Annotated in this window: 23 protein-coding genes and 5 tRNA genes; 11 read left to right on the top strand and 17 right to left on the bottom strand. The window is 70.1% G+C overall.

The window, feature by feature from the left end; all coding sequences use genetic code 11:
* Positions 1-179 precede the first annotated feature (179 nt).
* Together ACWC24_RS07415 and ACWC24_RS07410 are read left to right on the top strand one after the other, a co-directional pair.
* Complete coding sequence (locus tag ACWC24_RS07415; RefSeq protein ID WP_450661863.1) at positions 180-413, top strand: Lrp/AsnC family transcriptional regulator; 234 nt, start codon at positions 180-182, stop codon at positions 411-413.
* Between the two features lie 20 nt (positions 414-433).
* Positions 434-925, top strand: coding sequence for a DUF3515 domain-containing protein (locus ACWC24_RS07410; protein ID WP_450661862.1), 492 nt, complete (start codon positions 434-436; stop codon positions 923-925).
* 100 nt (positions 926-1,025) lie between these two features.
* Here ACWC24_RS07410 and ACWC24_RS07405 read toward each other — a convergent pair whose 3' ends face one another.
* Genes ACWC24_RS07405 through ACWC24_RS07395 form a run of 3 tightly spaced genes read right to left on the bottom strand, consistent with a single transcriptional unit; the run spans position 1,026 to position 4,065 of the window.
* Entirely contained in the window at positions 1,026-2,183 is a 1,158-nt protein-coding gene (locus ACWC24_RS07405; protein ID WP_450661861.1) for a D-alanine--D-alanine ligase family protein, read from the bottom strand.
* A 59-nt stretch (positions 2,184-2,242) separates the two neighbouring features.
* Positions 2,243-3,253, bottom strand: coding sequence for an NAD(P)H-dependent glycerol-3-phosphate dehydrogenase (locus tag ACWC24_RS07400; protein ID WP_450661860.1), 1,011 nt, complete (start codon positions 3,251-3,253; stop codon positions 2,243-2,245).
* A complete protein-coding gene (locus ACWC24_RS07395; RefSeq protein WP_450661859.1) occupies positions 3,250-4,065 on the bottom strand; it encodes a lysophospholipid acyltransferase family protein in 816 nt (271 codons plus the stop codon). Before ACWC24_RS07395 ends, ACWC24_RS07400 begins: the two co-directional genes overlap by 4 nt.
* A 155-nt stretch (positions 4,066-4,220) precedes the next feature.
* On the opposite strand from ACWC24_RS07395, the gene cofC reads away from it, so the two are divergent.
* Together cofC and ACWC24_RS07385 are read left to right on the top strand one after the other, a co-directional pair.
* Complete coding sequence (gene cofC / locus ACWC24_RS07390) at positions 4,221-4,859, top strand: 2-phospho-L-lactate guanylyltransferase (RefSeq protein ID WP_450661858.1); 639 nt, start codon at positions 4,221-4,223, stop codon at positions 4,857-4,859.
* Positions 4,860-4,868: 9 nt separating this feature from the next.
* Entirely contained in the window at positions 4,869-5,072 is a 204-nt protein-coding gene (locus ACWC24_RS07385) for a hypothetical protein (RefSeq protein ID WP_450661857.1), read from the top strand.
* Positions 5,073-5,157: 85 nt separating this feature from the next.
* Here ACWC24_RS07385 and ACWC24_RS07380 read toward each other — a convergent pair whose 3' ends face one another.
* From ACWC24_RS07380 to leuC, 4 genes are all read right to left on the bottom strand, one after another.
* Positions 5,158-5,805 (bottom strand): HU family DNA-binding protein, encoded by a 648-nt coding sequence (locus ACWC24_RS07380; RefSeq protein WP_450661856.1) that lies wholly within the window; start codon positions 5,803-5,805, stop codon positions 5,158-5,160.
* Positions 5,806-5,943: 138 nt separating this feature from the next.
* Complete coding sequence (locus ACWC24_RS07375) at positions 5,944-6,174, bottom strand: SCO5555 family protein (protein WP_351606908.1); 231 nt, start codon at positions 6,172-6,174, stop codon at positions 5,944-5,946.
* A 284-nt stretch (positions 6,175-6,458) separates the two neighbouring features.
* On the bottom strand, positions 6,459-7,052 hold the full coding sequence (gene leuD / locus ACWC24_RS07370; protein ID WP_450661855.1) for a 3-isopropylmalate dehydratase small subunit: 594 nt from the start codon (positions 7,050-7,052) through the stop codon (positions 6,459-6,461).
* Positions 7,053-7,057: 5 nt separating this feature from the next.
* Positions 7,058-8,488 (bottom strand): 3-isopropylmalate dehydratase large subunit, encoded by a 1,431-nt coding sequence (gene leuC, locus ACWC24_RS07365; RefSeq protein WP_450661854.1) that lies wholly within the window; start codon positions 8,486-8,488, stop codon positions 7,058-7,060.
* A gap of 189 nt (positions 8,489-8,677) precedes the next feature.
* Between leuC and ndgR the strand changes: the two genes are divergently transcribed.
* Entirely contained in the window at positions 8,678-9,394 is a 717-nt protein-coding gene (gene ndgR / locus ACWC24_RS07360) for an IclR family transcriptional regulator NdgR (protein WP_081219617.1), read from the top strand.
* A gap of 197 nt (positions 9,395-9,591) precedes the next feature.
* On the opposite strand, the gene ACWC24_RS07355 is transcribed toward ndgR, so the two are convergent.
* Positions 9,592-10,188: a DUF4188 domain-containing protein gene (locus tag ACWC24_RS07355; RefSeq protein WP_450661853.1), complete on the bottom strand. Its 597-nt coding sequence runs from the start codon at positions 10,186-10,188 to the stop codon at positions 9,592-9,594.
* Positions 10,189-10,278: 90 nt separating this feature from the next.
* Between ACWC24_RS07355 and ACWC24_RS07350 the strand changes: the two genes are divergently transcribed.
* On the top strand, positions 10,279-10,923 hold the full coding sequence (locus ACWC24_RS07350) for a MerR family transcriptional regulator (protein WP_450661852.1): 645 nt from the start codon (positions 10,279-10,281) through the stop codon (positions 10,921-10,923).
* 116 nt (positions 10,924-11,039) lie between these two features.
* Here ACWC24_RS07350 and ACWC24_RS07345 read toward each other — a convergent pair.
* The 9 genes from ACWC24_RS07345 to ACWC24_RS07305 all read right to left on the bottom strand — a co-directional run bounded on the left by ACWC24_RS07345 (position 11,040) and on the right by ACWC24_RS07305 (position 15,153).
* A tRNA-Glu gene (locus ACWC24_RS07345) sits at positions 11,040-11,112 on the bottom strand.
* A gap of 28 nt (positions 11,113-11,140) precedes the next feature.
* Positions 11,141-11,212: transfer RNA gene (locus ACWC24_RS07340), tRNA-Gln, on the bottom strand.
* Between the two features lie 21 nt (positions 11,213-11,233).
* Positions 11,234-11,306, bottom strand: a tRNA-Glu gene (locus tag ACWC24_RS07335).
* Between the two features lie 62 nt (positions 11,307-11,368).
* Positions 11,369-11,441: transfer RNA gene (locus ACWC24_RS07330), tRNA-Glu, on the bottom strand.
* 21 nt (positions 11,442-11,462) lie between these two features.
* Positions 11,463-11,534 (bottom strand) — tRNA-Gln (locus tag ACWC24_RS07325).
* A gap of 93 nt (positions 11,535-11,627) precedes the next feature.
* Positions 11,628-12,359, bottom strand: coding sequence for an HAD family hydrolase (locus ACWC24_RS07320; protein ID WP_450661851.1), 732 nt, complete (start codon positions 12,357-12,359; stop codon positions 11,628-11,630).
* A 153-nt stretch (positions 12,360-12,512) separates the two neighbouring features.
* A complete protein-coding gene (gltX, locus tag ACWC24_RS07315) occupies positions 12,513-13,997 on the bottom strand; it encodes a glutamate--tRNA ligase (protein WP_450661850.1) in 1,485 nt (494 codons plus the stop codon).
* Positions 13,981-14,766 carry a fumarylacetoacetate hydrolase family protein gene (locus ACWC24_RS07310; protein WP_450661849.1) on the bottom strand — a complete coding sequence of 262 codons (786 nt, stop codon included), beginning with the start codon at positions 14,764-14,766 and terminating at the stop codon, positions 13,981-13,983. Before ACWC24_RS07310 ends, gltX begins: the two co-directional genes overlap by 17 nt.
* A gap of 198 nt (positions 14,767-14,964) precedes the next feature.
* Positions 14,965-15,153: a hypothetical protein gene (locus ACWC24_RS07305; protein ID WP_450661848.1), complete on the bottom strand. Its 189-nt coding sequence runs from the start codon at positions 15,151-15,153 to the stop codon at positions 14,965-14,967.
* Between the two features lie 608 nt (positions 15,154-15,761).
* On the opposite strand from ACWC24_RS07305, the gene ACWC24_RS07300 reads away from it, so the two are divergent.
* The 5 genes from ACWC24_RS07300 (at position 15,762) to ACWC24_RS07280 (ending at position 24,602) form a co-directional block, all read left to right on the top strand.
* Entirely contained in the window at positions 15,762-19,496 is a 3,735-nt protein-coding gene (locus ACWC24_RS07300; protein WP_450661847.1) for a nitrate- and nitrite sensing domain-containing protein, read from the top strand.
* 9 nt (positions 19,497-19,505) lie between these two features.
* Positions 19,506-19,919, top strand: coding sequence for a roadblock/LC7 domain-containing protein (locus ACWC24_RS07295; RefSeq protein WP_003993189.1), 414 nt, complete (start codon positions 19,506-19,508; stop codon positions 19,917-19,919).
* A gap of 113 nt (positions 19,920-20,032) precedes the next feature.
* Entirely contained in the window at positions 20,033-20,428 is a 396-nt protein-coding gene (locus tag ACWC24_RS07290; RefSeq protein ID WP_152888400.1) for a DUF742 domain-containing protein, read from the top strand.
* The gene (locus ACWC24_RS07285) at positions 20,409-20,984 is read left to right on the top strand and encodes an ATP/GTP-binding protein (protein ID WP_162468659.1); all 576 of its coding nucleotides are present in this window, start codon (positions 20,409-20,411) and stop codon (positions 20,982-20,984) included. Before ACWC24_RS07290 ends, ACWC24_RS07285 begins: the two co-directional genes overlap by 20 nt.
* Before the next feature lie 378 nt (positions 20,985-21,362).
* Complete coding sequence (locus ACWC24_RS07280) at positions 21,363-24,602, top strand: nitrate- and nitrite sensing domain-containing protein (protein WP_450661846.1); 3,240 nt, start codon at positions 21,363-21,365, stop codon at positions 24,600-24,602.
* Positions 24,603-24,608 lie beyond the last annotated feature (6 nt).

Below are 24,608 nucleotides of genomic sequence, written 5' to 3'. Positions count from 1 at the left end.
CAAGCCCGGTCGCGCGTCTCCAGTGTCCTCGATACGGTCGAGGTGACCGTCAACTTCTTGCGTGCGTGTACCCCGGCGCGTGAGCCTCGGCCCCCGCAGGTCTCCCCGCGGCGAGCGGCGACGCGATACCGTGGCGTTCCTTTTCCCCACATGATCCTCGTGGCCGCCCTGGAGGTTCCGTGGTACAGGCGTACATCCTGATCCAGACGGAGGTCGGCAAAGCGTCGACCGTCGCCGAGACGATCAACAAGATCCCTGGGGTGATCCAGGCCGAGGACGTGACAGGACCGTATGACGTGATCGTGCGCGCACAGGCCGACACCGTGGACGAGCTCGGTCGCATGGTGGTCGCCAAAATCCAGCAGGTGGACGGCATCACCCGAACCCTGACCTGCCCGGTGGTCCATCTGTAGCCCCCGTCTACCCTTGGCCGGTGAACTTCTCCCGTCACCGGCACCGCATTGTCCTCGGGCCGCCCGCGCTCGCCCTTCTTGTCGCCGTCGCGGGCTGCTCGTCGACGGACGGCAGCGCGTCGGCGGCGGTTCCCGGCGCCGACGCGAAGACCGTTGCGTTGTGCCGGAACCTGGACCATGTGCTGCCGTCGAAGGCGGACGGTCTCGACCGGCGTGATCCCGAGCCCGCCTCCGCGCTGACCGCGGGCTGGGGGAACCCGGCGATCATACTGCGCTGCGGTGTCGAACGACCCGCGAAGATGGCCGATCCGGAGGCCGACGGGGTCGAGGTGAACGGCGTCGGCTGGCTGTTGGAGAAGCAGGACGACGGAGCCTTCCGGTTCACCACGACCTTGCGCAAGGCGTATGTCGAGGTGGAGATTCCCGAGAAGCTCACCGGGGACGGGCTGGCGCCGCTGGTGGATCTGGCGCCCGCCGTCAAGAAGGCGATCCCGGAGGGCATCGCCGACTGAGCGCCGCGCGCGCCACACGATCCGGCCCGGAACGCTGCCCGCACCATGAACAGGCCCCCGGTCTCGGTCGTGCGCGAGGCCGGGGGCGGCTAGGGCATGGTCACCTCAGGCCGGTGGAGCGGCGCAGGGCCGCCTGGACGAGACGGTCCACCAGCTCCGCGTAGCCGATGCCGCTCGCCTGCCACATCTGCGGGTACATCGAGATCGGGGTGAAGCCCGGCATGGTGTTGATCTCGTTGATGACGAACTCGCCGTCCTCCGTGAGGAAGAAGTCCGCCCGCACCAGGCCCTCGCAGGACGCCGCCTCGAAGGCGTCGACCGCGAGCTTCTGCACCTCGGCCGTCTCCTCGGCGGTCAGCGGGGCCGGGACCAGGCCCGGCGTCGAGTCGATGTACTTCGCCTCGAAGTCGTAGTAGGCGTGCGTGTCCGGCGGCGGGATCTCGGCCGGGACGGAGGCCCGGGGACCGTCCTCGAACTCCAGGACGCCGCACTCGATCTCGCGGCCGCGCAGCGCGGCCTCGACGATGATCTTCGGGTCGTGCCGCTGGGCCTCGGCGACGGCCTCGTCGAGCCCCGAGGGGTCGTCGACCTTGGTGATGCCGATGGACGAGCCCGCGCGGGCGGGCTTCACGAACAGCGGCCAGCCGTGCTCACCGGCGAACTCGGCGATCCTCCTGCGGGCGCCCGGCTCGTCCTGCTGCCACTCGCGCGGCCGGATCACCACGTAGGGGCCCACCTTCAGCCCGAACGAGGTGAACACCCGCTTCATGTACTCCTTGTCCTGGCCGACGGCCGAGGCGAGCACACCCGCGCCGACGTACGGGACACCGGAGAGCTCCAGCAGGCCCTGGAGGGTGCCGTCCTCGCCGTACGGGCCGTGCAGCACCGGGAAGACGACGTCGACCTCGCCGAGCGCCTTGGGCACCGAGCCGGGCTCGCTGTAGACGACCTCGCGGTTGGCGGGGTCGACGGGGAGCACCACGCCGCCCTCGTTCGACTCGGCGAGCTCGTCGACGCTGGGCGTACGGCGTTCGGTGATCGCCATGCGGTCCGGCTCGTCGGCGGTCAGGGCCCAACGGCCGTCCCGGGTGATGCCGATCGGCAGGACGTCGTACTTGGTCCGGTCGATCGCCCGCAGCACGGCGCCGGCGGTGACCACGGAGATCCCGTGTTCGGAGCTGCGGCCGCCGAACACGACGGCCACACGCGGCTTGCGGGACGGCTGCTCGGGGCTCTGGGGGAGGTTCTCGGTGCTCATATCGGGTTGAGAGTACCCGGTGGCAGTGCCCGGAGACAGCGGCGACCGGGCGGGTTCGCTCAGCGTCGCTCGGCCTTCGCGCTGCGCGACATCAGCTCCTTGACCGCGACCACGGGCGGCTTGCCCTCGTGCACGATGGCGACGACCGTCTCGGTGATGGGCATGTCGACTCCGTGCCTGCGGGCCAGATCGAGCACGGACTCGCAGGACTTGACGCCCTCGGCGGTCTGCCGGGTGACCGCGATGGTCTCCTGGAGCGTCATGCCCCGGCCGAGGTTGGTGCCGAAGGTGTGGTTGCGCGACAGCGGCGAGGAGCAGGTCGCCACCAGGTCGCCCAGGCCCGCGAGCCCGGAGAAGGTCAGCGGGTCGGCCCCCATGGCCAGGCCCAGCCGGGTGGTCTCGGCGAGGCCGCGGGTGATCAGCGAGCCCTTGGCGTTGTCGCCGAGGCCCATGCCGTCCGCGATGCCGACGGCCAGGCCGATCACGTTCTTGACCGCGCCGCCGAGCTCGCAGCCCACGACGTCGGTGTTGGTGTACGGGCGGAAGTAGGGCGTGTGGCAGGCGGTCTGGAGGCGCTGGGCGACGGCCTCGTCGGTGCAGGCGACCACGGCGGCGGCCGGCATCCGGGCGGCGATCTCCCGGGCCAGGTTGGGTCCGGTGACCACGGCGACCCGCTCGCGGGCGACCTTGGCGACGTCCTCGACGACCTCGCTCATCCGCATCGTCGTACCGAGTTCGACGCCCTTCATGAGGGAGACCAGGACCGTGCCGGGGGCCAGCAGCGGCGCCCACTCGGCGAGGTTCTCGCGCAGCGTCTGCGAGGGCACCGACAGGACCGTGTAGTCGGCGCCGGCGGCGGCCTCGGCCGGGTCGGTGGTGGCCCGCAGGTTCGCCGGGAGTTCGATGCCCGGGAAGTAGTCGGGATTGGTCCTGGTGGAGTTGATCGCGTCCACGACCTCCGCGCGGCGCCCCCACAGGGTCACCTCGCAGCCCGCGTCGGCGAGCACGGCGCCGAAGGCGGTACCCCACGAACCGGCGCTGAAGACCGCCGCCTTGACCGGCATGCTCACTTGCTGTGCCCCTCTTCTTCCTGCCTGGCCTGCTCCTGCGTCCGCACCTGGCCGCGGGCCTGGAGCTGCGACTGCGTCTGCGCCTCGGTGCGGCGGCGCTGCTCGATCCGCTCCCGGCGCGGGTCGTACGGCCTCTCGGGCGCCTTCTCGCCGCGGATCTTCTCCAGCAGGCGGGTGACGTCGGCCATGATGACCTCGGTCGCCTCCTTCAGGAGTTCCGGGGTCATCTCCTCGCCGTAGAAGCGGGAGAGGTCCACGGGCGGGCCCGCGAGGACGTGGTGGGTCTTGCGCGGAAGGATGTTGGGCTTCTTCGCGTACGGCGGCAGCAACTCGTTGGCGCCCCACTGGGCGACCGGGATCACCGGGCACCTGGTCTGCAGGGCGACACGGGCGGCACCGGTCTTGGCGGTCATGGGCCAGCCGTCCGGGTCGCGGGTGAGGGTGCCCTCGGGGTAGAAGGCAACGCACTCGCCGCGTTCCACGGCGTCGATCGCGGCGCGGAAGGCGCTCAGCGCGTCGGTGCTCTCGCGGTAGACGGGGATCTGTCCGGTGCCGCGCATCGCGGCTCCGACGAATCCCTTCCGGAAAAGGCCGCTCTTCGCCAGGAATCGCGGAACCCGTCCGGTGTTGTACTGATAATGCGCGTATGCGAAGGGATCGACATGTGAATTGTGGTTCACCGCGGTGATAAATCCACCGTCGGCCGGAATGTGCTCCATTCCACGCCAGTCCCGCTTGATCAGCGCCGTCAACGGCGGTTTGACGAGCACCGCGGCGAAGCGATACCAGAAGCCGATTCTGCGGCGGGGCACGCGGACACCTTCCTCTAGGGCTTCCTCCCAGGGCTGGGGGCCGCACAAGTGTCGCCCCGGGCCGCCGGTCTGTCGAGAACACCGTACGCCCCGCCACCCCGGCGGCCGGATGGACCGGGTGACAATGACGGCGACGAGAGAGGGGCACAACGCCGGTGCAGTGGACCTTGGTCATCCCCCTGAAGTCTTTGGCGCAGGCCAAGAGCAGGCTGTCGGACACCGCCGCCGACGGGCTGCGTCCGAGCCTCGCGCTCGCCTTCGCGCAGGACACCGTGGCGGCCGCGCTGGCCAGCCCGGCCGTCGGCGATGTGGCGGTAGTCACGGACGACGAGCTGGCCGGACGGGAGCTGGCGACGCTGGGCGCCCGCATCGTCTCCGACGAGCCGGGGGGTGGCCTGAACGCCGCCCTGGCCCACGCGGCGGCCGTCGTGCGCGCCGCCTCCCCCGCCTGTCCGGTGGCCGCGCTGAATGCCGACCTGCCGGCTCTGCGCCCGTTTGAATTGGCCCGCGTCCTGGACGCGGCCGCTGAATTCCCGCGCGCTTTTCTCGCGGACGCGGCAGCGATCGGCACCACGCTGCTGGCCGCGGCCCCGGGCCGGGAATTGCTGCCCGTATTCGGCCCGCGTTCACGGGCCCGGCATCACGACTCCGGCGCGCACGAACTGCTTCTCGACGCGGTGGATTCCGTACGGCAGGACGTGGACACCGGCGCGGACCTGCGGGCGGCGCTGGCGCTGGGCGTGGGTCCCCGGACGGCCGCCGTCGCCGCGCGACTGCTGATTCCCGGGCAGTAGGCTGCCGTCATGCAGGCGACCGCATACACGTACGACACCGGGACCCGCAGCGGTCAGGTGCTGCTGGACGACGGCACGCCCGTCCCCTTCGACGCCGCGGCCTTCGACGCGGGCGGGCTGCGGCTGTTGCGCCCGGGGCAGCGGGTACGGGTGGAGACCGAGGGCGAAGGGGAAGCCCGGCGGATCACCCTGGTGACGCTGCACACCTTCTGAGCGGGCCCGCGGAGGTCCGCGGAAACGCCGCGGGCCGGACTTCCGTGAGGGAGTCCGGCCCGGCGCGTGAGTGCCCTGCGCCTCCCTACTTGCGGGCGGCGGCCTTCTTGGCGGTGGTCTTGCGAGCGGTGGACTTCTTGGCGGGGGCGGCCTTGGTGGCGGCCTTCTTCGCCGGGGCCTTCTTCGCCGTCGCCTTCTTGGCGGTGGCGGTCTTCGCCGCGGTGGTCTTCTTGGCGGGGGCGGGGGTCTGCGCGGCCGTCGTCTTCTTCGCGGCGGACTTCTTCACGGCGGGCGTCGCCTTCTTGGCGGTCGTCTTGCGCGCCGTGGTCTTCTTCGCGGCGGCGGCCTTCGTGGTGGCCTTCTTCGCGGCGGCCTTCTTGACCGTCGCGGAAGCAGCGCCGGTCAGGCTGCCCTTGGGCGCCTTCTTGACGGCGACCTCGCCGCCGCGGGGAAGCTTCTTCGAGCCGCTCACCAGGTCCTTGAAGCCCTGGCCCGCGCGGAATCGCGGCACGGACGTCTTCTTGACCCGAACGCGCTCTCCGGTCTGGGGGTTGCGTGCGTAGCGGGCCGGGCGGTCGACCTTCTCGAACGAACCGAATCCGGTGACCGAAACGCGGTCCCCGCCGACGACCGCGCGGACGATGGCGTCCAGGACCGCATCGACAGCGTCGGCGGCCTGCTGGCGGCCGCCCATCTTGTCGGCAATCGCTTCTACGAGCTGCGCCTTGTTCACGTCTTCCCCTTCGGAGACATTGCCAGAACGAAAGTGTTCAAGCCCTTTTCGCACGTTAGGCAGATATATACCGCAAATCAAACACGAAACGGGCTAATCACCCTCGTGCCGCAACGAAGTCGGCTGTCCCGGACGTGTTCAGCGTTCCTCTTCAGGGAATCGGCCCTCGTCGAGGTCCTCCATGAACCGCTCCAGACGCCTTGTCGCGTTGGCGAGATCGTGCTTGGCCGCGGCCGTAATGACCAGCAGCTTCCGGGTCAGCGCCATCCGTACGCCCTCCGGGACTTGCAGTGAGCGCACCCTTGCGTGCGCTTCCTTGAGTTGGTCCGCGACTGCCGCATAGAGCTCGAGTTGGCCGTCGCGTTCCATGCACAGATTGTGCCATCTGGGGCGAGTTGTCGCCTGCGCAGGGGGCAACTGCCGCCGTGAACGGCTTCCCGGACACCGGCGGCGGTTCCGGTCACAACTGGCGGGTACCCCGCCAACCACCTGCGTAACGTGGCAAGTTGAAGGATTCGACGGGCCCCTTCAGGGCCGTTCGGGTGCAGACACGGCTGTACCCCCAATCGTGGCGATCGGGGGTACAGGCGGGGTGTCGCGGTGGCCGGATCTCGACCTGTTCGGTTGTGTGGGGCGGACCTCGGTCCTGCGGGTCAGACCTGGAGCGTGCGCGGCTTGTACGAGGGGCGCTTGCTCTCGTACGCGGCGATGTCGGCCTCGTTCTGGAGGGTGATGGAGATGTCGTCCAGCCCGTTCAGCAGCCGCCAGCGGGAGTTCTCGTCCAGCTCGAAGGAGGCGGTGACGCCCTCGGCGCGCACTTCGCGGGCCTCCAGGTCGACCGTGATCTCGGCCTGCGGGTCACGCTCGGTGAGTTCCTGGAGCGCGTCCACGGTCTTCTGCTCCAGCACCACCGTGAGCAGGCCGTTCTTGAGCGAGTTGCCACGGAAGATGTCGGCGAAGCGGGAGGAGATCACGGCCTTGAAGCCGTAATTCTGCAAGGCCCACACGGCGTGCTCGCGGGAGGAGCCGGTACCGAAGTCCGGGCCCGCGACCAGCACGGTGGCGCCCTGGCGCTCGGGCTGGTTGAGGACGAAGGAGGCGTCCTTGCGCCAGGCCTCGAACAGCCCGTCCTCGAAACCGTCCCGGGTCACCTTCTTGAGCCAGTGAGCAGGGATGATCTGGTCGGTGTCGACGTTGCTGCGGCGCAGCGGAACGGCCCGGCCGGTGTGCGTGGTGAATGCTTCCATGGCTCTCAGACTCCAGCGGGCGTACGGGTGTCGGCGTCGGACAGGTCGGCAGGGGACGCCAGGTGGCCCAGGACCGCCGTCGCGGCCGCGACCTGCGGCGACACCAGGTGCGTACGGCCGCCCTTGCCCTGCCGGCCCTCGAAGTTGCGGTTGGAGGTGGACGCGGAGCGCTCACCGGGGGCCAGCTGGTCGGGGTTCATGCCCAGGCACATCGAGCAGCCCGCGTGCCGCCATTCGGCGCCGGCCTCCTTGAAGACCACGTCCAGCCCCTCGGAGACGGCCTGCAGTCCGACCCGCGCGGAGCCGGGGACGACCAGCATCCGTACGCCGTCGGCGACTTTGCGGCCCTCGACGATCGCGGCGGCGGCGCGCAGGTCCTCGATGCGGCCGTTGGTGCAGGAGCCTACGAAGACGGTGTCCACCTTGATGGAGCGCAGCGCCTGCCCCGCATCCAACCCCATGTATTCCAGGGCCTTTTCGGCGGCCAGACGCTCCGAGGCGTCTTCGTACGAAGCCGGGTCGGGGACGTCGGCGGAAAGCGGCGCGCCCTGGCCGGGGTTGGTGCCCCAGGTGACGAACGGCGAGAGCGAGGCGGCGTCGATGACGACCTCCGCGTCGAATACCGCGTCGTCGTCGGACTTCAGGGTCTTCCAGTACGCGACGGCCGCGTCCCAGTCCTCGCCCTCGGGGGCGTGCGCGCGGCCCTCGAGGTAGTCGAAGGTGGTCTCGTCGGGGGCGATCATGCCCGCGCGGGCACCGGCCTCGATCGACATGTTGCAGATGGTCATCCGGGCCTCCATCGAGAGCTTCTCGATGGCGGAGCCGCGGTACTCCAGGATGTAGCCCTGGCCGCCGCCCGTACCGATCTTGGCGATGATCGCCAGGATCAGGTCCTTCGCGGTGACGCCGGCGGGCAGCTCGCCGTCGACGGTGATGGCCATGGTCTTGGGGCGGGCCAGCGGCAGCGTCTGGGTGGCCAGCACGTGCTCCACCTGGGAGGTGCCGATGCCGAACGCCAGGGCGCCGAAGGCACCGTGCGTGGAGGTGTGCGAGTCGCCGCAGACCACCGTGGTGCCCGGCTGGGTCAGACCCAGCTGCGGGCCGACGACGTGCACCACGCCCTGCTCGACGTCGCCCAGCGAGTGCAGCCGGACACCGAACTCGGCGGCGTTCTTGCGCAGCGTCTCCAGCTGGACCCGGGAGACCGGGTCCGCGATGGGCTTGTCGATGTCGAGGGTCGGGGTGTTGTGATCCTCGGTGGCGATGGTGAGATCGAGGCGCCGCACCGGACGGCCCGCCTGACGGAGGCCGTCGAAGGCCTGCGGGCTGGTCACCTCGTGCAGCAGGTGCAGATCGATGAAGAGGAGGTCGGGCTCGCCCTCGGCGCGCCGGACGACATGGTCGTCCCAGACCTTCTCCGCGAGTGTCCTACCCATCGCATTCCCTCCGGCCGGTCAGGCCTGCTCCGGCCCAACTAGAGATCTTGAGGTGGCGGCACCCGCGCCCCTGTGTGCGGGCGCCCGCCGCCGGACCCGTTGATGTGCGGGTCGCTGTGACTTCCAGGGTGGCGCGTTCCATAGAAAAATGAACTTGCGTTTCACAGAGTGAGACGCGAGTATCGTTTCATGGACAACAGTAGCGGCGTCGGCGTTCTGGACAAGGCAGCCCTTGTCCTGAGCGCTCTGGAGTCCGGACCGGCCACCCTCGCGGGCTTGGTGGCGGCCACCGGACTGGCACGACCCACGGCCCACCGACTGGCCGTGGCCCTGGAACACCACCGGATGGTGGCACGCGACATGCAGGGCCGGTTCATCCTCGGACCGCGCCTGGCCGAGCTGGCCGCGGCCGCCGGCGAGGACCGCCTCCTCGCGACGGCCGGCCCGGTGCTCACCCACCTGCGCGACATCACGGGCGAGAGCGCGCAGCTCTACCGGCGGCAGGGCGACATGCGCATCTGCGTCGCCGCCGCGGAACGCCTGTCCGGCCTGCGGGACACGGTCCCGGTCGGTTCCACTCTCACCATGAAGGCCGGCTCCTCGGCGCAGATCCTCATGGCCTGGGAGGAGCCGGAGCGGCTGCACCGCGGTCTCCAGGGCGCCCGGTTCACGGCCACGGCGCTCTCGGGTGTCCGCCGCCGGGGCTGGGCCCAGTCCATCGGCGAGCGCGAGCCGGGCGTGGCGTCCGTCTCCGCGCCCGTGCGCGGCCCGTCCAACCGCGTGGTGGCCGCCGTGTCCGTGTCCGGCCCCATCGAGCGGCTGTCGCGCCACCCGGGGCGGATGCACGCCCAGGCGGTCATCGACGCGGCGGGCCGGCTCTCCGAGGCCCTGCGCCGCACCGGCTGACCGGCCCGTCGTCCGTTCGAGGGAAACTCGAGAAAAACTCGAGAGAAATTCGAGGGAAAGGGGCCAGCCTCAACGCCGCGGCAGGCCCTTCGCCCGCGCCATCCGCACCACCCGTACTGCCCGTACCACCCGCACTGCCGACAGATTCGGCACCACCCGTGCGGCCCGGGCCGCCGGCGCCACCCGGGCCGGCAGCCTCAGGCGTCCTCGGCCGCCGTCGCCGCCGCCCCGGCTTCCGTGGCCGTCGTCGCCCCGGCGGCCCCTGGCGCGGACGTCGGCACGGCCTCCGGCCCGGACGCCGACCGGTGGGCGAAGCGGTCCTTCGCCCGGCGCCCCCGCCTCTCCAGCGGCAGCTGCCCGTGCGCGGCCGCGAGCCCGAAGGCCGGCATGTCCGCGTAGATCGACTCGTAGCGCCCCTCGGGCACGACATAGGTCTCGTGCCACAGCCCCACGTGCTGCCGCGCCTTGCCCGCCTTCTCCTTGCGGTTGACGATCGCCCACGCCCGGTGGTGGAACATGTCGGGCGAGGAGGCGTACGCGTAGAGCTTCTCCTTGGACTCCCAGTACTGGACCACGTAGTACGTCCGCGGGGAGGCCGTCATCAGCACGTGCCCCAGGAGCCCGCGCCCGGGGTCCCGCTGCAACTCGCGCAGCATCCTCGGCATGGCCAGGAGCACCGGGACCCAGTGGTGCACCGCCCAGAAGCGGTTGATCCGCATGCCGATCAGCAGGACGACCACATCGCCCTCCGCGCCGGCGGTCGTACGGCCCGCGGTAACGGGTTTGCCGAACATGACGCTTCCCCCTCGATACCCGTCGGTGAGCGGCACTATCCGACTGCCGCATGTTTGGATAGTGCCGGTATCCGAGAAGGGGCGCAAGAGATGCGGCTGGCCGAACTGAGCGAGCGCAGCGGTGTGTCCACCGCGACGATCAAGTACTACCTGCGCGAGGGCCTGTTGGCGCCGGGCCGCCAGGTCAACACGACCACGGCCGAGTACGACGAGGACCATCTGCGGCGGCTGCGGCTGGTGCGGGCGCTGATCCAGGTGGGCCGGGTGCCGGTGGCGACCGCGCGGGAGGTCCTCGCGCATGTGGACGACGAGTCCCTGGGGCGCACGATCCGGCTCGGCGCGGCACTCTGGGCGCTGCCTCAGGTGCCCGAACCGGACGGCGGCGACGAGGAGGTGCGCGCGGCCCGTCACGAGGTGGACCAGGTGGTGGAGCGGCTCGGCTGGTCCAACGCCCAGGCCCTCAGCAGCATCTCCCCCGCGCACCGTTCACTGGTGGCGGCCGTGGCCACGCTGCGCCGGCTCGGGTACGCCTGGGACGCCGAACTGATGCTGCCGTACGCCCGGTTGATGCACCAGGCGGCGGTGCACGACCTGGACTTCGTCGAGACCCGCTCCTCGGAGGCGGAGAAGGTGGAGACGGCGGTCGCGGCCGCGATCCTCTTCGAGCCCGCCCTGCGGGCCCTGCACCGACTGGCCCAGGAGGAGGAGTCGGCGCGGCGGTACGGCTTCGAGTAGGGCCGGACCCGCACAAGCCGGACCCGTACAGGCCTGGCCCGCACAGGGCCGGGTTCTCCGGGCCGGGTCCGGAAACGCCGATGGGCCCCCACCGAAGTGGAGGCCCATCGGGCTCGTACCCCCGACCGGATTCGAACCGGCGCTACCGCCTTGAGAGGGCGGCGTGCTAGGCCGCTACACAACGGGGGCGAGGATCTAACGTTTCCGCAGATCCGAGCTGGTCTACCTGGACTCGAACCAAGACTAACTGAACCAGAATCAGTCGTGCTGCCAATTACACCATAGACCAATGCGGTTTAGACCAACTGCGTACCCCCGACCGGATTCGAACCGGCGCTACCGCCTTGAGAGGGCGGCGTGCTAGGCCGCTACACAACGGGGGCCCTAGCGATCCTGCGTCGAAGTCAGCGGGAGCTACCCGAACTGTCCTCGCGAGAAGGATCTGTACCCCCGACCGGATTCGAACCGGCGCTACTGCCTTGAGAGGGCAGCGTGCTAGGCCGCTACACAACGGGGGCTTTGCAGATGAGCTCTGCGAGCTGGCCTACCTGGACTCGAACCAAGACTAACTGAACCAGAATCAGTCGTGCTGCCAATTACACCATAGGCCACTGGAACGCAATCCCCCGAAGGGATCTTGCTCTAGTTCGCTCCCCCGGATTCCGGGGCCTTTCGGCCCGCTCTCCGGCGGCGCAGGAAGAACATTACCCGAAGGTGGACGGGGCTCCAAAACGGGTATGCGCGCCGAGGATCGCTGGAAGTTCGGCGAGGGAGGTGATCCGATGCGGTCCGGCCTGCGCGTCGCCGCCGGTACACGCGCCGTCACGGTCGATCCACACCGACAGCAGCCCGGCCTCGGCCGCCCCCCTCCCGTCGATCTCCGGGTGGTCGCCGACGTACGCGACCTGCCACGGGGCGAGTTCCAGCGCCTCGCAGGCCGCGTGGAAGGCGCCCGCGTCCGGCTTGGAGATCCCGAGCTCCGCCGCGCACAGGACGGTCTCGAAGCGGTCGCGGACGCCGAGCACCCGCAGCTTGCGCTCCTGCACGGTGAGGCTGGAGTTGGAGAGCACCGCGTGCCGGTAATCGGCACCGAGGGCGTCCAGGACCGGCAGGACGTCCGGGAAGAGGGCCCAGGCGGTCTCGTAGTGCACGATGTACCGCTCGAACCAGTTGTCGGCCTCGGCATCGCTCAGCGACACCTCCAGGAAGACCCGGACCCGGTCCCTGCGCTGCCCCTGGAAGGTGGTCTCGCCCGCCGAGAAGCGGGCCCACTGGAGGTCGGTGACCTCCCTCCACCGGGCCAGGGCGAGCTCCGGGGTGCCGAAGCCGGCGAGCAGGCCCTCTGCGGCCAGGTGCGCGCGCATGCCCTCCCGGTCCGCGGTCGTGTAATCGAAGAGGGTGTCGTCCACGTCCCAGACCACTGCTACGACCGGCATGGCACCGACAGTACCGTCGCGCCGTCCCGCGCGTGGGCGGTCCGGCGGGACGGCGAAGGGGGCAGCCCCCGGAAACCCGGGAGCCGCCCCCTTCACGCGTGCGTGGATCACGCCTCGGGCCGCGCGTGGATCACGCCCGACGCCGTGCGCGGGTCACGCGGAGAGCCGCGCCAGCGCCGCGTCGATACGGGCCAGCGTCTTCTCCTCGCCCAGGATCTCCAGGGACTCGAAGAGCGGCAGACCGACCGTGCGGCCGGTGACGGCCACCCGGACCGGGGCCTGCGCCTTGCCGAGCTTGAGGCCGTGGGCCTCGCCGGCGGCCAGGACGGCCTCCTTCAGGGACTCGGCGGACGTCCAGTCGGCGGCGACGAGCTTCTCCCGGGCGGTGCGCAGCAACGCGTCCGAGCCCTCCTTCATCGCCTTGGTCCAGCTCGCCTCGTCGAAGACCGGCTCCGGCAGGAACAGGAAGTCGACGTTGTCGGTGATCTCGGAGAGGACCTTCAGCCGGGTCTGGGCGTGCGGGGCGATGGCCTCCCACTTGGCCGCGTCGAAGTCCTCCGGCGCCCAGGGGGCGACCGGGGCCTTCAGCCAGGGGGCGCAGCGCTCGGTGAAATCCTTCACGTCCAGCAGCCGGATGTGGTCGGCGTTGACCGCCTCGCACTTCTTGAGGTCGAAGCGCGCCGGGTTGGGGTTGACGTCCCCGATGTCGAAGGCCGCGACCATCTCGTCCATGCCGAAGATGTCCTGGTCGGCCGAGAGCGACCAGCCGAGCAGGGAGAGGTAGTTGAGGAGGCCCTCCGGCAGGAAGCCGCGCTCCCGGTACAGGTTGAGGGACGACTCCGGGTCGCGCTTGGAGAGCTTCTTGTTGCCCTCGCCCATCACGTACGGCAGGTGGCCGAAGGACGGGATCTCCTTGGCGACGCCCAGCTCGATCAGCGCCTTGTACAGGGCGACCTGGCGGGGGGTGGAGGAGAGCAGGTCCTCGCCGCGCAGGACGTGGGTGATCTCCATCAGGGCGTCGTCGACCGGGTTGACGAGCGTGTAGAGGGGAGCCCCGTTGGCGCGGACGATGCCGTAGTCCGGGACGTTCTCCGGGGTGAAGGTCAGCTCGCCGCGGACCAGGTCCGTGAAGGTGATCGTCTCGTCGGGCATCCGGAAGCGCACGATCGGGGCGCGGCCCTGGGCCTTGTACTCCTCGACCTGCGCGGCGCTCAGGTCGCGGCAGTGGCCGTCGTAGCCGGAGGGCTTGCCGGCGGCGCGGGCGGCCTCGCGGCGGCTGTCCAGCTCCTCCTGGGAGCAGTAGCAGTGATAGGCGTGACCGGCGGCGAGCAGCTTCTCGGCGACGTCCTTGTAGAGGTCCATGCGCTGCGACTGCCGGTAGGGCGCGTGCGGGCCGCCGACCTCGGGGCCCTCGTCCCAGTCGAAGCCCAGCCAGCGCATCGAGTCCAGCAGCTGGGTGTAGGACTCCTCGGAGTCTCGGGCCGCGTCGGTGTCCTCGATACGGAAGACCAGGGTTCCCTGGTGGTGCCGGGCGAACGCCCAGTTGAACAGGGCGGTGCGGACCAGGCCCACATGGGGGTTACCGGTGGGCGAAGGGCAGAAACGGACGCGTACGGGTGCGCTAGCCACGCTTGACAACCTTGTTGGTGAGAGTGCCGATGCCTTCGATGGTGACGGCGACCTCGTCGCCGACAGCCAGGGGGCCGACCCCTGCCGGGGTGCCCGTGAGGATCACGTCGCCGGGGAGCAGCGTCATGGCCTCGGTGATGTTGACGATCAGATCCTCGATCGAGTGGATCATCTCGCTGGTGCGGCCGAGTTGCCGCTGCTGCCCGTTGACCGTCAGCTGGACGGCCAGGTCGGACGCGGTGGCGAGGTCCAGACCGGTCTCCACCCACGGGCCGAGCGGGCAGGAGGTGTCGAAGCCCTTGGCCCGCGCCCACTGCTTCTCGCGCTTCTGGACGTCGCGGGCGGTGACGTCGTTGGCGCAGGTGTAGCCGAAGATCACGTCCTTGACGCGGTCGCGCGGGACCTCGCGGCACATCCGGCCGATCACCACGGCCAGCTCGGCCTCGTGGTGCACCTCCTGGGAGAAGGCCGGGTACTGGATCGCGTCGTCGGGGCCGATCACCGAGGTGGAGGGCTTGAAGAAGGCGAACGGCGCGTCCGGGACCTCGTTGCCCAGCTCCTTCGCGTGCTCCGCGTAGTTGCGGCCGAAGGCCACCACCTTGTTGGGGAGCACCGGCGGCAGGAGCCTGACCTTGCTCAGCGGCACCTTCGTACCGGAGAGTTCGAAGTCCGTGAACGGGATGCCCTTGATGATGTCCAGGACGAGCTCGTCCTGCTTGTCGCCCTCGACCGCGCCGAAGGCGACGTTCCCGTCGATGGAGAACCTGGCGATGCGCACGGGATGCTTGGCCCCTTGACTGAGCTGGCTGGAGTCTGACGCTCCAGGCTAACGCGGCAAGGGGCTCGCGCCTCGCGCATTACGGCCCGCACGCCGCGCGCGGACGAAGGGGAACGGCGAAGGGCGCCCACCGAGTCGGTGGGCGCCCTTCGGGTCCGTACGGGGCCGGTCCCTGTGGACGGCGGCAGCCGTGCGTGACTACTCCGCGACGGCGGCGGCGACCGGAGCCTTCATGAGGATCGTGCGCCTGGGGTTGGCCGTCTGCGTGGGCAGGGAGACGGAGTGCTCCGGCTGGTCCGGGGTGTGCAGCGCGTCGGCGCCGTCGAGGTGCGCCAGCGTCGTACGCCGCGGGTTGGCTATCGTGCGGAACATCGTCGTCGTCTTCACGTTTTGTACGAGACCTTGTCGTTTCGGGCGCCGGGAGGGCTTCAAGTGCCCCCCGCACGGGCGCGGGTTGTCAGAACGCTGCCCTTTGTAAAACGTCAGGCTAAACATCCGGAATCCCGCAGAAGACGTGAAGACCCCATGATCTCCATGTGAGTTTGCTCACCAACCGACGATCAAACCGGTCAATTCGGGCCCGCGTCCCACTCGGCCGAAACGGACATTAGCCGCCTGAAGCCACCATTCCGCTCCCGATCATCGCGACTGGGACACCCGGTCCTCCCCCTTGATTCACCATGGTTTGCCCGACATAAGGCGGAACTCATTGAACAACGGGTGACACCTCGCGCACGGGGTGTCACGGAGGTCACAGCTCGGCCTATGGGCCTTGTTGGCGCTCCTGCACTGTGCTGGAATTCCTCGGACCGCCGCAGGTATCGAGCTGGCACACAGGGGGGCGCTATCACGCGCCGAGTGGCGGCTACGAAGGGGGAGCCAGCGCCGGTCGCTCACGACCACCACGGGGGCGAATTTCAGGGCGCCCCTATGACGCCGACACCGTGTCCTTCCGTTCGCGCGGAAGGGCGCCTGGTCCAGAGGTTGCGACAGTAGTGCAGGGACGTTTCAAGAGGGATGGCAGTGCTTCGGCGGAGCCGGAGCCGCACGGCGGGACCGACCGCGGTTCCTCGCCCCAGCACGCCCAGAACCAGGGCTCGGCCGGCGACGGCGGTGAGCGCCCCGGGCGCCCCGGCGCGTCCGGATCGGCGGGCCCGGTTCCTGTGGTGACGGCGCCGAAGGGCGCCCCGGGCCCCGGCTCGCGGATAGCGCTGCGCAACTGGCGCATCTCCACGCGCCTGGTGTCGCTGCTGGCGCTGCCGGTGGTCGCGGCCACCACGCTGGGCGCCACGCGTATCAGCGACTCCATGGACAACATCCAGCAGCTCGACAACATGAAGCTGCTGACGGAGATGACCAAGCAGGCCACCGAGCTGGCGACCGCGCTCCAGGAGGAGCGCGACCAGTCGGCCGGTCCGCTGGCGCACCAGGCGGGCGCGACCGACTACACCGTCAAGGGTTACCGGGACAAGACCGACCGGTCCCTGAGCAACTTCCTGGACGCCGGCGACAAGATCGACGCCGCGAGCAAGCAGGGCAACCTCCAGGGTGTCCGTGACAGCCTCGTCGGCCTCCAGCGAGACCTGAACAGTCTCAGCAAGATCCGCTCGACGGCGTACGAGGCCGAAGGCAACTCGATGCAGTCCGTCGAGGCCTACCACCGGCTCATCCAGCACCTGCTCGACCTCTCGCAGGACATGGCCGAGGCGACCAGCAACCCCGACATGATCCAGCGCACCCGCGCCCTGTCGGCCTTCTCCGCCGCCAAGGAGTACGCCTCCGAGCAGCGCGCGCTCCTCGGTGCCGCGCTCCCGGCGAGCAACACCGAGTTCGGCAACCTCTCCGAGAACGACCGCCTGTACGGTGTCGCGGCCCTGGACAGCCAGGAGTCCGAGCTCAACAGCTTCCGGTCCATCTACGGCGACTCGGGTGCCGAGGAACTCCTCAAGCCGATCGAGTCGGGCAACGCCACGATCGAGGCGACCAACACCTACGCCCAGCGCGCGCTCAGCAAGCAGGGCGGTCTGAGGTCGCTGGACAAGCGCTCCTACAAGGACTGGCTGGACGACAGCTCCACCAAGATCCGCGGTATGGAGCTGATCGAGCACTCGCTGCTCGAGGACATGGAGCAGAAGGCCCGCGAGCTGCGCAGCGCCTCCGAGCAGGAAGCGATCATCTCCGGTGCGCTGATCCTGCTCGTGCTCGGCGTGTCGCTGGTCGGCGCCTTCGTCGTGGCCCGGTCCATGATCCGCTCGCTGCGCCGCCTCCAGGAGACCGCCACCAAGGTCGCCCAGGACCGTCTGCCCGAGCTCGTCAAGCAGCTGTCCGAGTCCGACCCGCAGGACGTCGACACGTCCGTGGAGTCGGTCGGTGTGCACTCCCGGGACGAGATCGGCCAGGTGGCCGCGGCCTTCGACGACGTGCACCGCGAGGCGGTCCGACTGGCCGCCGAGCAGGCCCTGCTGCGGGGCAACGTCAACGCGATGTTCACCAACCTCTCGCGCCGTTCCCAGGGTCTTATCCAGCGTCAGCTCTCGCTGATCTCCGAACTGGAGTCCCGCGAGGCCGACCCGGACCAGCTGTCCTCGCTCTTCAAGCTCGACCACCTCGCGACGCGTATGCGCCGTAACGGTGAAAACCTTCTCGTTCTCGCGGGTGAAGAGCCCGGCCGACGCTGGACCCGCCCGGTCCCGCTGGTCGACGTGCTCCGCGCCGCCGCGTCCGAGGTGGAGCAGTACGAGCGCATCGAGCTGGCCTCGGTGCCGAGCACCGAAGTGGCCGGCCGCGTCGTCAACGACCTCGTGCACCTCCTCGCAGAGCTGCTGGAGAACGCCACCTCGTTCTCCTCCCCGCAGACCAAGGTCAAGGTCACCGGTCACGCGCTGCCCGACGGCCGCGTGCTGATCGAGATCCACGACACCGGTATCGGCCTCTCGCCCGAGGACCTCGCCGCGATCAACGAGCGGCTCGCCGCGCCGCCCACCGTGGACGTCTCGGTGTCCCGCCGAATGGGTCTGTTCGTGGTCGGTCGTCTGTCGCAGCGACACGGCATCCGCATCCAGCTGCGCCCGTCCGACTCCGGTGGTACGACCGCGCTGGTCATGCTGCCCGTCGATGTCGCCCAGGGCGGCAAGAAGCCCCAGCCCAAGCCCGGTCAGGGTGCCGTCAACAGCGGTCCGGCCGCGGCGCAGGCAGCGGCCGGCATGGCCGCCGCCCGACGCCAGGGCGGTGCCCTCGGCGCCGGTGCTGCGGGCGGTGCGCCCGGTGGCGCCCTCGGTGGCGGCCCCGCGGCCGGCAACGCGGGCCGTATCGCCGCCGGCCAGGGCCCGCGGGCCGCGCTTCCCGGCACGGGTGCGAACGGCCGGCCCGGCGCGGCACGCGGACCGCAGGGTCAGGGCGGCCCCCAGCAGGGCCGGCAGGCTCCGGCCGCCACGGGCGGCAGCCTCTTCGGCCAGTCGCCGAACGCCCAGCAGGGCATGCAGTCCGGTGGCGCGGGTGCGCCGCAGGGCTTCGGTGACGGCAAGGGCGGGGACACCTTCGGCGGCAACAACCGCGGGGCCGTTCCGGCACAGCGTGCCAACGCCGACGCCGAGCCGCAGGGCCGTCGTTCGCGTCGGCCGCAGCTGCCGGGTCGCGGTGGAGCACGCGCCGAACTGCCGGGCGGCGACGCCCAGCAGCGCACGCCCAGCTGGAGCGACGAGAACGCGCAGCCGCCGGTGCCGCGCACCCCGCTGGACGCCCCGCGCGGCCACGAGGAGCCGGACGTCTCCCAGACGGCCCAGATGCCGCGCATCGACGACCGCCAGGGTCCGGGCAGCACCTCCGAGTTCGCCCGGCCGGACTTCAACGCGCCGCGTCCCGGTGCGCACAACGGCCAGAGCAACGGCCAGCACAACACGGGCCAGTTCGCCCGCCCGGGTACCGCCAACGGCCAGCACAACACGGGCTCCTTCGCCCGTCCGGACGTCTTCGCCCCGGGTGCCGGACAGAACCACTCGTCGGGCACCGGTCAGTTCGCCGCCCCTCAGGCGTACGACAACAGCTCCACGGGTCAGTTCGCCGCCCCGCAGGCCTACGACAACGGCTCCACCGGGCAGCACGCCCTGCCCGGCCGCCCGGCGCAGGCGCCCATGCAGAACAACACCGGCCAGTACGAGCGCCCGCAGACCGCGGGACCGGACTACGGTGCGCAGCAGCAGCGGCCGTCCGCGCCGCAGCGGCCCGCCCAGCCGGAGGCCCTGCCGCCGGCCAGCGGCCCCGGCGACGGTCGTACCCCGCTGTTCGACACGCTGGAGACCAACTGGTTCCACGGTCAGCAGGGTCAGCAGCAGGGCCAGCCGGGCCACTCGGGTCAGCCGCAGCACAACGGCTCGGCCCAGGTTCCGCAGCAGCCCCCGGCCGCACCGCAGGCGCCCGCTCAGCAGCGTCCGGCGCCCACCGCCTGGCGCGCCTCGCCCAACGACGACATCGTCCGTCAGGCCGAACGGGTGCGTCAGCCCGCGGCCGGCGGCGTCACCACTTCCGGACTGCCGCGCCGGGTGCCCAAGGCGAACCTCGTCCCGGGCACAGCTCAGCAGCAACAGCACCACACCGGTCCGCAGGTCTCGCGTGCGCCTGACGACGTACGCGGCCGACTGACCAATCTCCGTCGGGGTATCGCGCAGGGTCGCCAGGCCGGTAGTGGCCAGACCGGCAGCTTCCCGAACCCCACTCACCAGCAGGAGCGTTAGTTGAGTCCGATGAGCCAGGCGGCACAGAACCTGAACTGGTTGATCACCAACTTCGTGGACAACACCCCCGGGGTGTCCCACACAGTGGTGGTCTCCGCCGACGGCCTTCTGCTGGCGATGTCCGAAGGCTTCCCGCGTGACCGCGCCGACCAGCTCGCCGCCGTCGCGTCGGGCCTGACCTCCCTGACGGCCGGGGCCTCCCGGATCTTCGAGGGCGGCAGTGTCGCGCAGACCGTCGTGGAGATGGAGCGCGGCTTCCTCTTCCTCATGTCCGTGTCCGACGGATCGTCCCTGGCCGTTCTCGCGCACCCCGAGTGCGACATCGGCCTCGTCGGCTACGAGATGGCGCTGCTGGTCGACCGCGCGGGTGCGGTGCTCACGCCTGACCTGCGCGCCGAACTCCAGGGAAGTCTGCTCCACTGACCACCCCGGATCTACCCGTCTCACCAAATCACCGTCCGGCCGCCACAATCCCCCCACCGGCCCCCGTCAGACGGCAAGACTGACCGATCTCTGCTGTCCCGCCCGGAGGATCCATGACCCCGCCCAACGCCTCTCATGATCCGTACGCGGAGTCGTACGGGGACGAGGGCGACCAGCCGCTGGTTCGTCCCTATGCGATGACCGGCGGCCGGACCCGGCCGCGTTACCAGCTCGCCATCGAAGCGCTGATCAGCACGACGGCCGACCCGGCAGCGCTCATGGGGCTCCTCCCGGAGCACCAGCGCATCTGCCATCTGTGCCGTGAGGTGAAGTCGGTCGCCGAGGTCTCGGCGCTCCTCGCCATGCCCCTGGGTGTGGCACGGATCCTCGTCGCGGACCTCGCGGAGGCCGGACTGGTCGCCATTCACCAGCCGGGCGGCGACGAGACCACCGGCGCACCGGACGTGACACTGCTCGAAAGGGTGCTCAGTGGACTTCGCAAGCTCTGACGGAGGTCGGGCGACCACCTCCGCAAAGATCGTGGTGGCCGGCGGCTTCGGTGTCGGAAAGACCACGTTCGTGGGCGCCGTCTCCGAGATCAACCCCCTGCGTACCGAGGCCGTCATGACGTCCGCTTCCGCGGGCATCGACGACCTCACCCACACCGGGGGCAAGACCACCACCACCGTGGCCATGGACTTCGGCCGCATCACGCTCGACCAGGACCTGATCCTGTACCTCTTCGGTACGCCGGGCCAGGACCGCTTCTGGTTCATGTGGGACGACCTGGTGCGCGGTGCGATCGGCGCCGTGGTCCTGGTCGACACGCGGCGGCTCGCCGACTGCTTCCCGGCCGTGGACTACTTCGAGAACAGCGGTCTGCCGTTCGTCGTGGCCCTCAACGGCTTCGACGGCCAGCAGCCGTACCAGCCGGAGGAGGTCCGCGAGGCTCTCCAGATCGGTCCGGACACCCCGATCATCACGACGGACGCCCGCCACCGCGCGGACGCCAAGTCGGCGCTGATCACGCTGGTCGAGCACGCGCTGATGGCTCGCCTGCGCTAATTCACCAGTCGAAAGCGGCGTACGAAGGTTGCCGTAGACGTCGCCGGAGCCGACTGTGGTCTTTGACACGGTCGGCTTCGGCGTTCATAACGTTTCGGCAGAGGAATCCGGTGGTATGGCAACGCGTCGCGGTCAACCGGTCTCGCTGTGCGCACGAACGCCCCGTCTTTTGGCGGGGCTCGCTCTTTATGACCGTTTTATCTGGGGCTTACATCACACCGAACCGGCTCTTCCGACTGTTTGGAAGTGCACTGGTCCCCATGCTGGAATGCCTGAACTGCCCAATAGTCAAAGACGTACTCACTAGTCGAGAACGTACTGGGCCCTGAGACACTGCGGCACGACGAAGGTGCCGACCGCCGAGAGGTTGTTGGTCGAGTGAGGCGAAGCAAGAACAGTCCCGAGCCGGCGGCGCGGGGCAACTTCACCCCGCCGTCGCGCGGAGTGACGCCCGCCCCTGTGCAAGGGCCCGAGCCGACGGCTGCGCCCCCTGCGAGTGGCGGCCGTCTCTCCCCCCGCAACTGGCGGGTGCCCACCAGGCTGAACGCGATTCTGCTCATCCCCGTGATGGTCGGCCTCGTCATGGGCGGCTTCCAGGTGAAGAGCTCGATCAACACCTGGCAGGAGGCCGAGGACGCGCAGAACACCGCGCGTCTGGTGCGGGCGTCCCTGGCCTACGCGGACGCTCTGTACAACGAGCGCGACGTCACGGCCGAGCCCCTGCTGGAGAACAAGGGCCAGGACGACAAGACCGTCACGTCGGCCCGCAAGTCGACGGACGACGCCGCCGACGCGTTCGACCAGGCCGCGCAGAACATGCCGCAGACGGCCGGTCTCCAGCGTCGTCTGAAGCTGTTCCGCGCGGAGGAGCCCAAGCTCCAGACGATCCGTTCGGCCGCGTACACCTCGAAACTGCCCGCCGTGAAGACGGAAGAGGGCTACACGCAGGTCGCCCACCCGCTGATGGAGTTCGCCAACGAACTCGGCCTGGGCACCGGAAACATCACGAGCTACGGCCGTACCGTCTACGCGATCTCGCTGACCAAGGCCGCCCTGTCCCTGGAGCGCTCGATCGGCATGCACCTGCTGATCAAGCCCGGCCCCAAGGACGAGAACTTCGCCAAGCAGCGCGTCGCGCTCTCCTCGTACGCCTACCTCGAGGGCATCGCCGTCGAGGAGTACCTCGGTGGTGGTACCGAGGAGGACGCCGCCAAGCTCGACACGGCCAAGGCGAAGATCAAGTCGCAGGGTACCGCGATGGCCGAGCAGGCCAAGGGCGCCAACCCGGACTACGTGCCGCCGCCGGCCGACCCGACCGACATGGTCGCGGCCCTGTCGACGATGCAGAGCACGGACCCCGCCGCGCGCGCCGCGCTCGCCCAGGGCGGCATCACCACGCAGAACTGGTGGGCGGTCAACACGCTCAAGTACCAGGCGTACAACAAGATCGAGACGGACATGGCCGACAAGGCCGTGACCGAGGCGTCCAGCATCGCCGACGACGCCAAGACCTCGGCCTTCATCACCGGTGCCGCCGTCGTGGTCGCCCTGCTCGCCGCGTTCATCCTGGCCGGCATGGTGGCCCGCCAGATGAGCCGCTCGATGCGCCAGCTGCGCAACGCCGCCTTCGGTATCGCCGAGCAGCGTCTGCCGATGCTGGTCGACCAGCTCTCGCGCACCGACCCGGGCCGGGTCGACACCCGCGTCCAGCCCATCCCGATCACCACCACGGACGAGATCGGCGAGGTCGCCCGCGCCTTCGACCAGGTCCACCGCGAGGCGGTCCGACTGGCCGCCGAGCAGGCCCTGCTGCGGGGCAACATCAACGCGATCTTCACCAACCTCTCGCGCCGCAACCAGTCGCTGATCGAGGGCCAGCTGACCCTGATCACCGACCTGGAGAACAACGAGGCCGACCCGGACCAGCTGGAGAGCCTCTTCCGCCTGGACCACCTCGCGACCCGTATGCGCCGCAACGGCGAGAACCTCCTGGTCCTCGCCGGCGAGGAGCCCGGCCGTCGCTGGGACCAGCCGGTCCCGCTGGTCGACGTGCTGCGCGCCGCCTCCTCCGAGGTGGAGCAGTACGAGCGCATCGAGCTGTCGGGCGTCCCGGAGGCCGAGATCCACGGCCGCGCCGTGACCGACCTCGTGCACCTGCTCGCCGAGCTCCTTGAGAACGCCACCACGTTCTCCTCCCCGCAGACCAAGGTCCGCGTCACCGCGACCCGTCTCCCCGACGGCCGCGTCATGATCGAGATCCACGACAAGGGCATCGGCCTGACCGCCGAGGACTTCGCGGACATCAACCACAAGCTGGCCAACCCGCCGACCGTGGACGCCGCGATCTCCCAGCGCATGGGTCTGTTCGTGGTCGGCCGGCTGTCCGACCGGCACGGCATCCGCGTCCAGCTGCGTCCCTCGGGCGAGCAGGCCGGTACGACCTCGCTGGTCATGCTGCCCGATGCGATCACCCACGGTGGTGGTGGCGAACAGCAGCTGCAGGGCGACGAGTTCACCGTGTCGCAGATCATTCCCGAGCAGCAGCAGCTCCAGCAGCAGTTCCAGGCCGAGGAGTTCAGCCCGCAGCAGCCGATGCGCACCGCGGCCGAGCTCGGCTTCGACGACAGCCGCTACGAGGTGCCGGACGACATCCGGGACCTGGACCCCGTCGGTCGCTCGCTGATGCGCGAGGGACGCCGGGCGGCCCTGGAGACCCAGGCGCAGCCCGAGGAGGCCGCGCAGGACTCCGAGGCCTCCTCGTACGGTGACGAGTTCGACGCCCGGCACGCCGCCTACGAGAGCGGTCAGGGGTCTGCCTACGCCGCCGAGGCGACCGCGTACCCGGAGCAGACCGCCGGCTACGACGAGCAGGCCGCGTACGAGGGCCAGCAGCAGCAGTCGTACGACGAGCAGTACTTCGCGCCGAACGGCGGCCAGCCGCAGAACGACGGCTTCGCGCCGAACGGCGGCTACCCCGATCCCGCTTACGGGGAGCAGGCCCAGAAGGAGCCGGAGTCGGCGCGCGGCGCCGCCCCGGAGACCTTCTCGGGCTTCGAGGAGCAGTCCTACCAGGACGACTGGCAGCAGCAGACCGGTTTCCAGAACGGCTACCCGGACCAGTACGCTCCTGGGGCGGGGTCTTCGCAGGCCGCTGACGCGAGTCAGCCGGACCGCGTAGGCTTCGACCGTCCGAAACCGGCCTCCTCCGTCGGGAACTCGCTGACCGACGCCGGGTTGCCCCGCCGCGGTGCGGGCCCGATCGGTGCGAACGGCGCGGGACGCGCACAGCAGCAGCCGCAGGCTTCCGCTCCGGACAACGGCGGCGACGACTGGCGGTCGGCGAACGACGACCGCTGGATGCAGGCCGCGCAGCTGCGCAAGCCCAAGGCGGGCGGAGTCACCTCCTCCGGCCTGCCGCGGCGGGTACCCAAGGCCAACCTGGTCGAGGGAGCCGCCGAAACCACCCCCCAGGGAGGCCCACAGGTCTCCCGCGCCCCGGAGGACGTCCGGGGCAGGCTGAGCAACCTGCGTCGAGGCGTCGAACGTGGACGCAACGCAGGCAGTGAAACGAACGGCCAGGGCTTCGGTCCTGACAGCACCTACAACCAGGAGCGTTAGTGTGAG

The organism is Streptomyces sp. NPDC001443 (assembly GCF_053597355.1).
The sequence above is the reverse complement of the archived record's forward strand: the minus strand, read 5'-3'. Positions and strand labels throughout refer to the sequence as shown.

Coding starts and splice junctions, on each gene's coding strand:
- ACWC24_RS07405 (WP_450661861.1), bottom strand. CDS start 2,183: ATGAGCACCGAGAACCTCCCCCAGAGCCCCGAGCAGCCGTCCCGCAAG.
- ACWC24_RS07385 (WP_450661857.1), top strand. CDS start 4,869: ATGCAGGCGACCGCATACACGTACGACACCGGGACCCGCAGCGGTCAG.
- ACWC24_RS07375 (WP_351606908.1), bottom strand. CDS start 6,174: ATGGAACGCGACGGCCAACTCGAGCTCTATGCGGCAGTCGCGGACCAA.
- leuD (WP_450661855.1), bottom strand. CDS start 7,052: ATGGAAGCATTCACCACGCACACCGGCCGGGCCGTTCCGCTGCGCCGC.
- leuC (WP_450661854.1), bottom strand. CDS start 8,488: ATGGGTAGGACACTCGCGGAGAAGGTCTGGGACGACCATGTCGTCCGG.
- ndgR (WP_081219617.1), top strand. CDS start 8,678: ATGGACAACAGTAGCGGCGTCGGCGTTCTGGACAAGGCAGCCCTTGTC.
- ACWC24_RS07355 (WP_450661853.1), bottom strand. CDS start 10,188: ATGTTCGGCAAACCCGTTACCGCGGGCCGTACGACCGCCGGCGCGGAG.
- ACWC24_RS07350 (WP_450661852.1), top strand. CDS start 10,279: ATGCGGCTGGCCGAACTGAGCGAGCGCAGCGGTGTGTCCACCGCGACG.
- ACWC24_RS07320 (WP_450661851.1), bottom strand. CDS start 12,359: ATGCCGGTCGTAGCAGTGGTCTGGGACGTGGACGACACCCTCTTCGAT.
- ACWC24_RS07295 (WP_003993189.1), top strand. CDS start 19,506: ATGAGCCAGGCGGCACAGAACCTGAACTGGTTGATCACCAACTTCGTG.
- ACWC24_RS07290 (WP_152888400.1), top strand. CDS start 20,033: ATGACCCCGCCCAACGCCTCTCATGATCCGTACGCGGAGTCGTACGGG.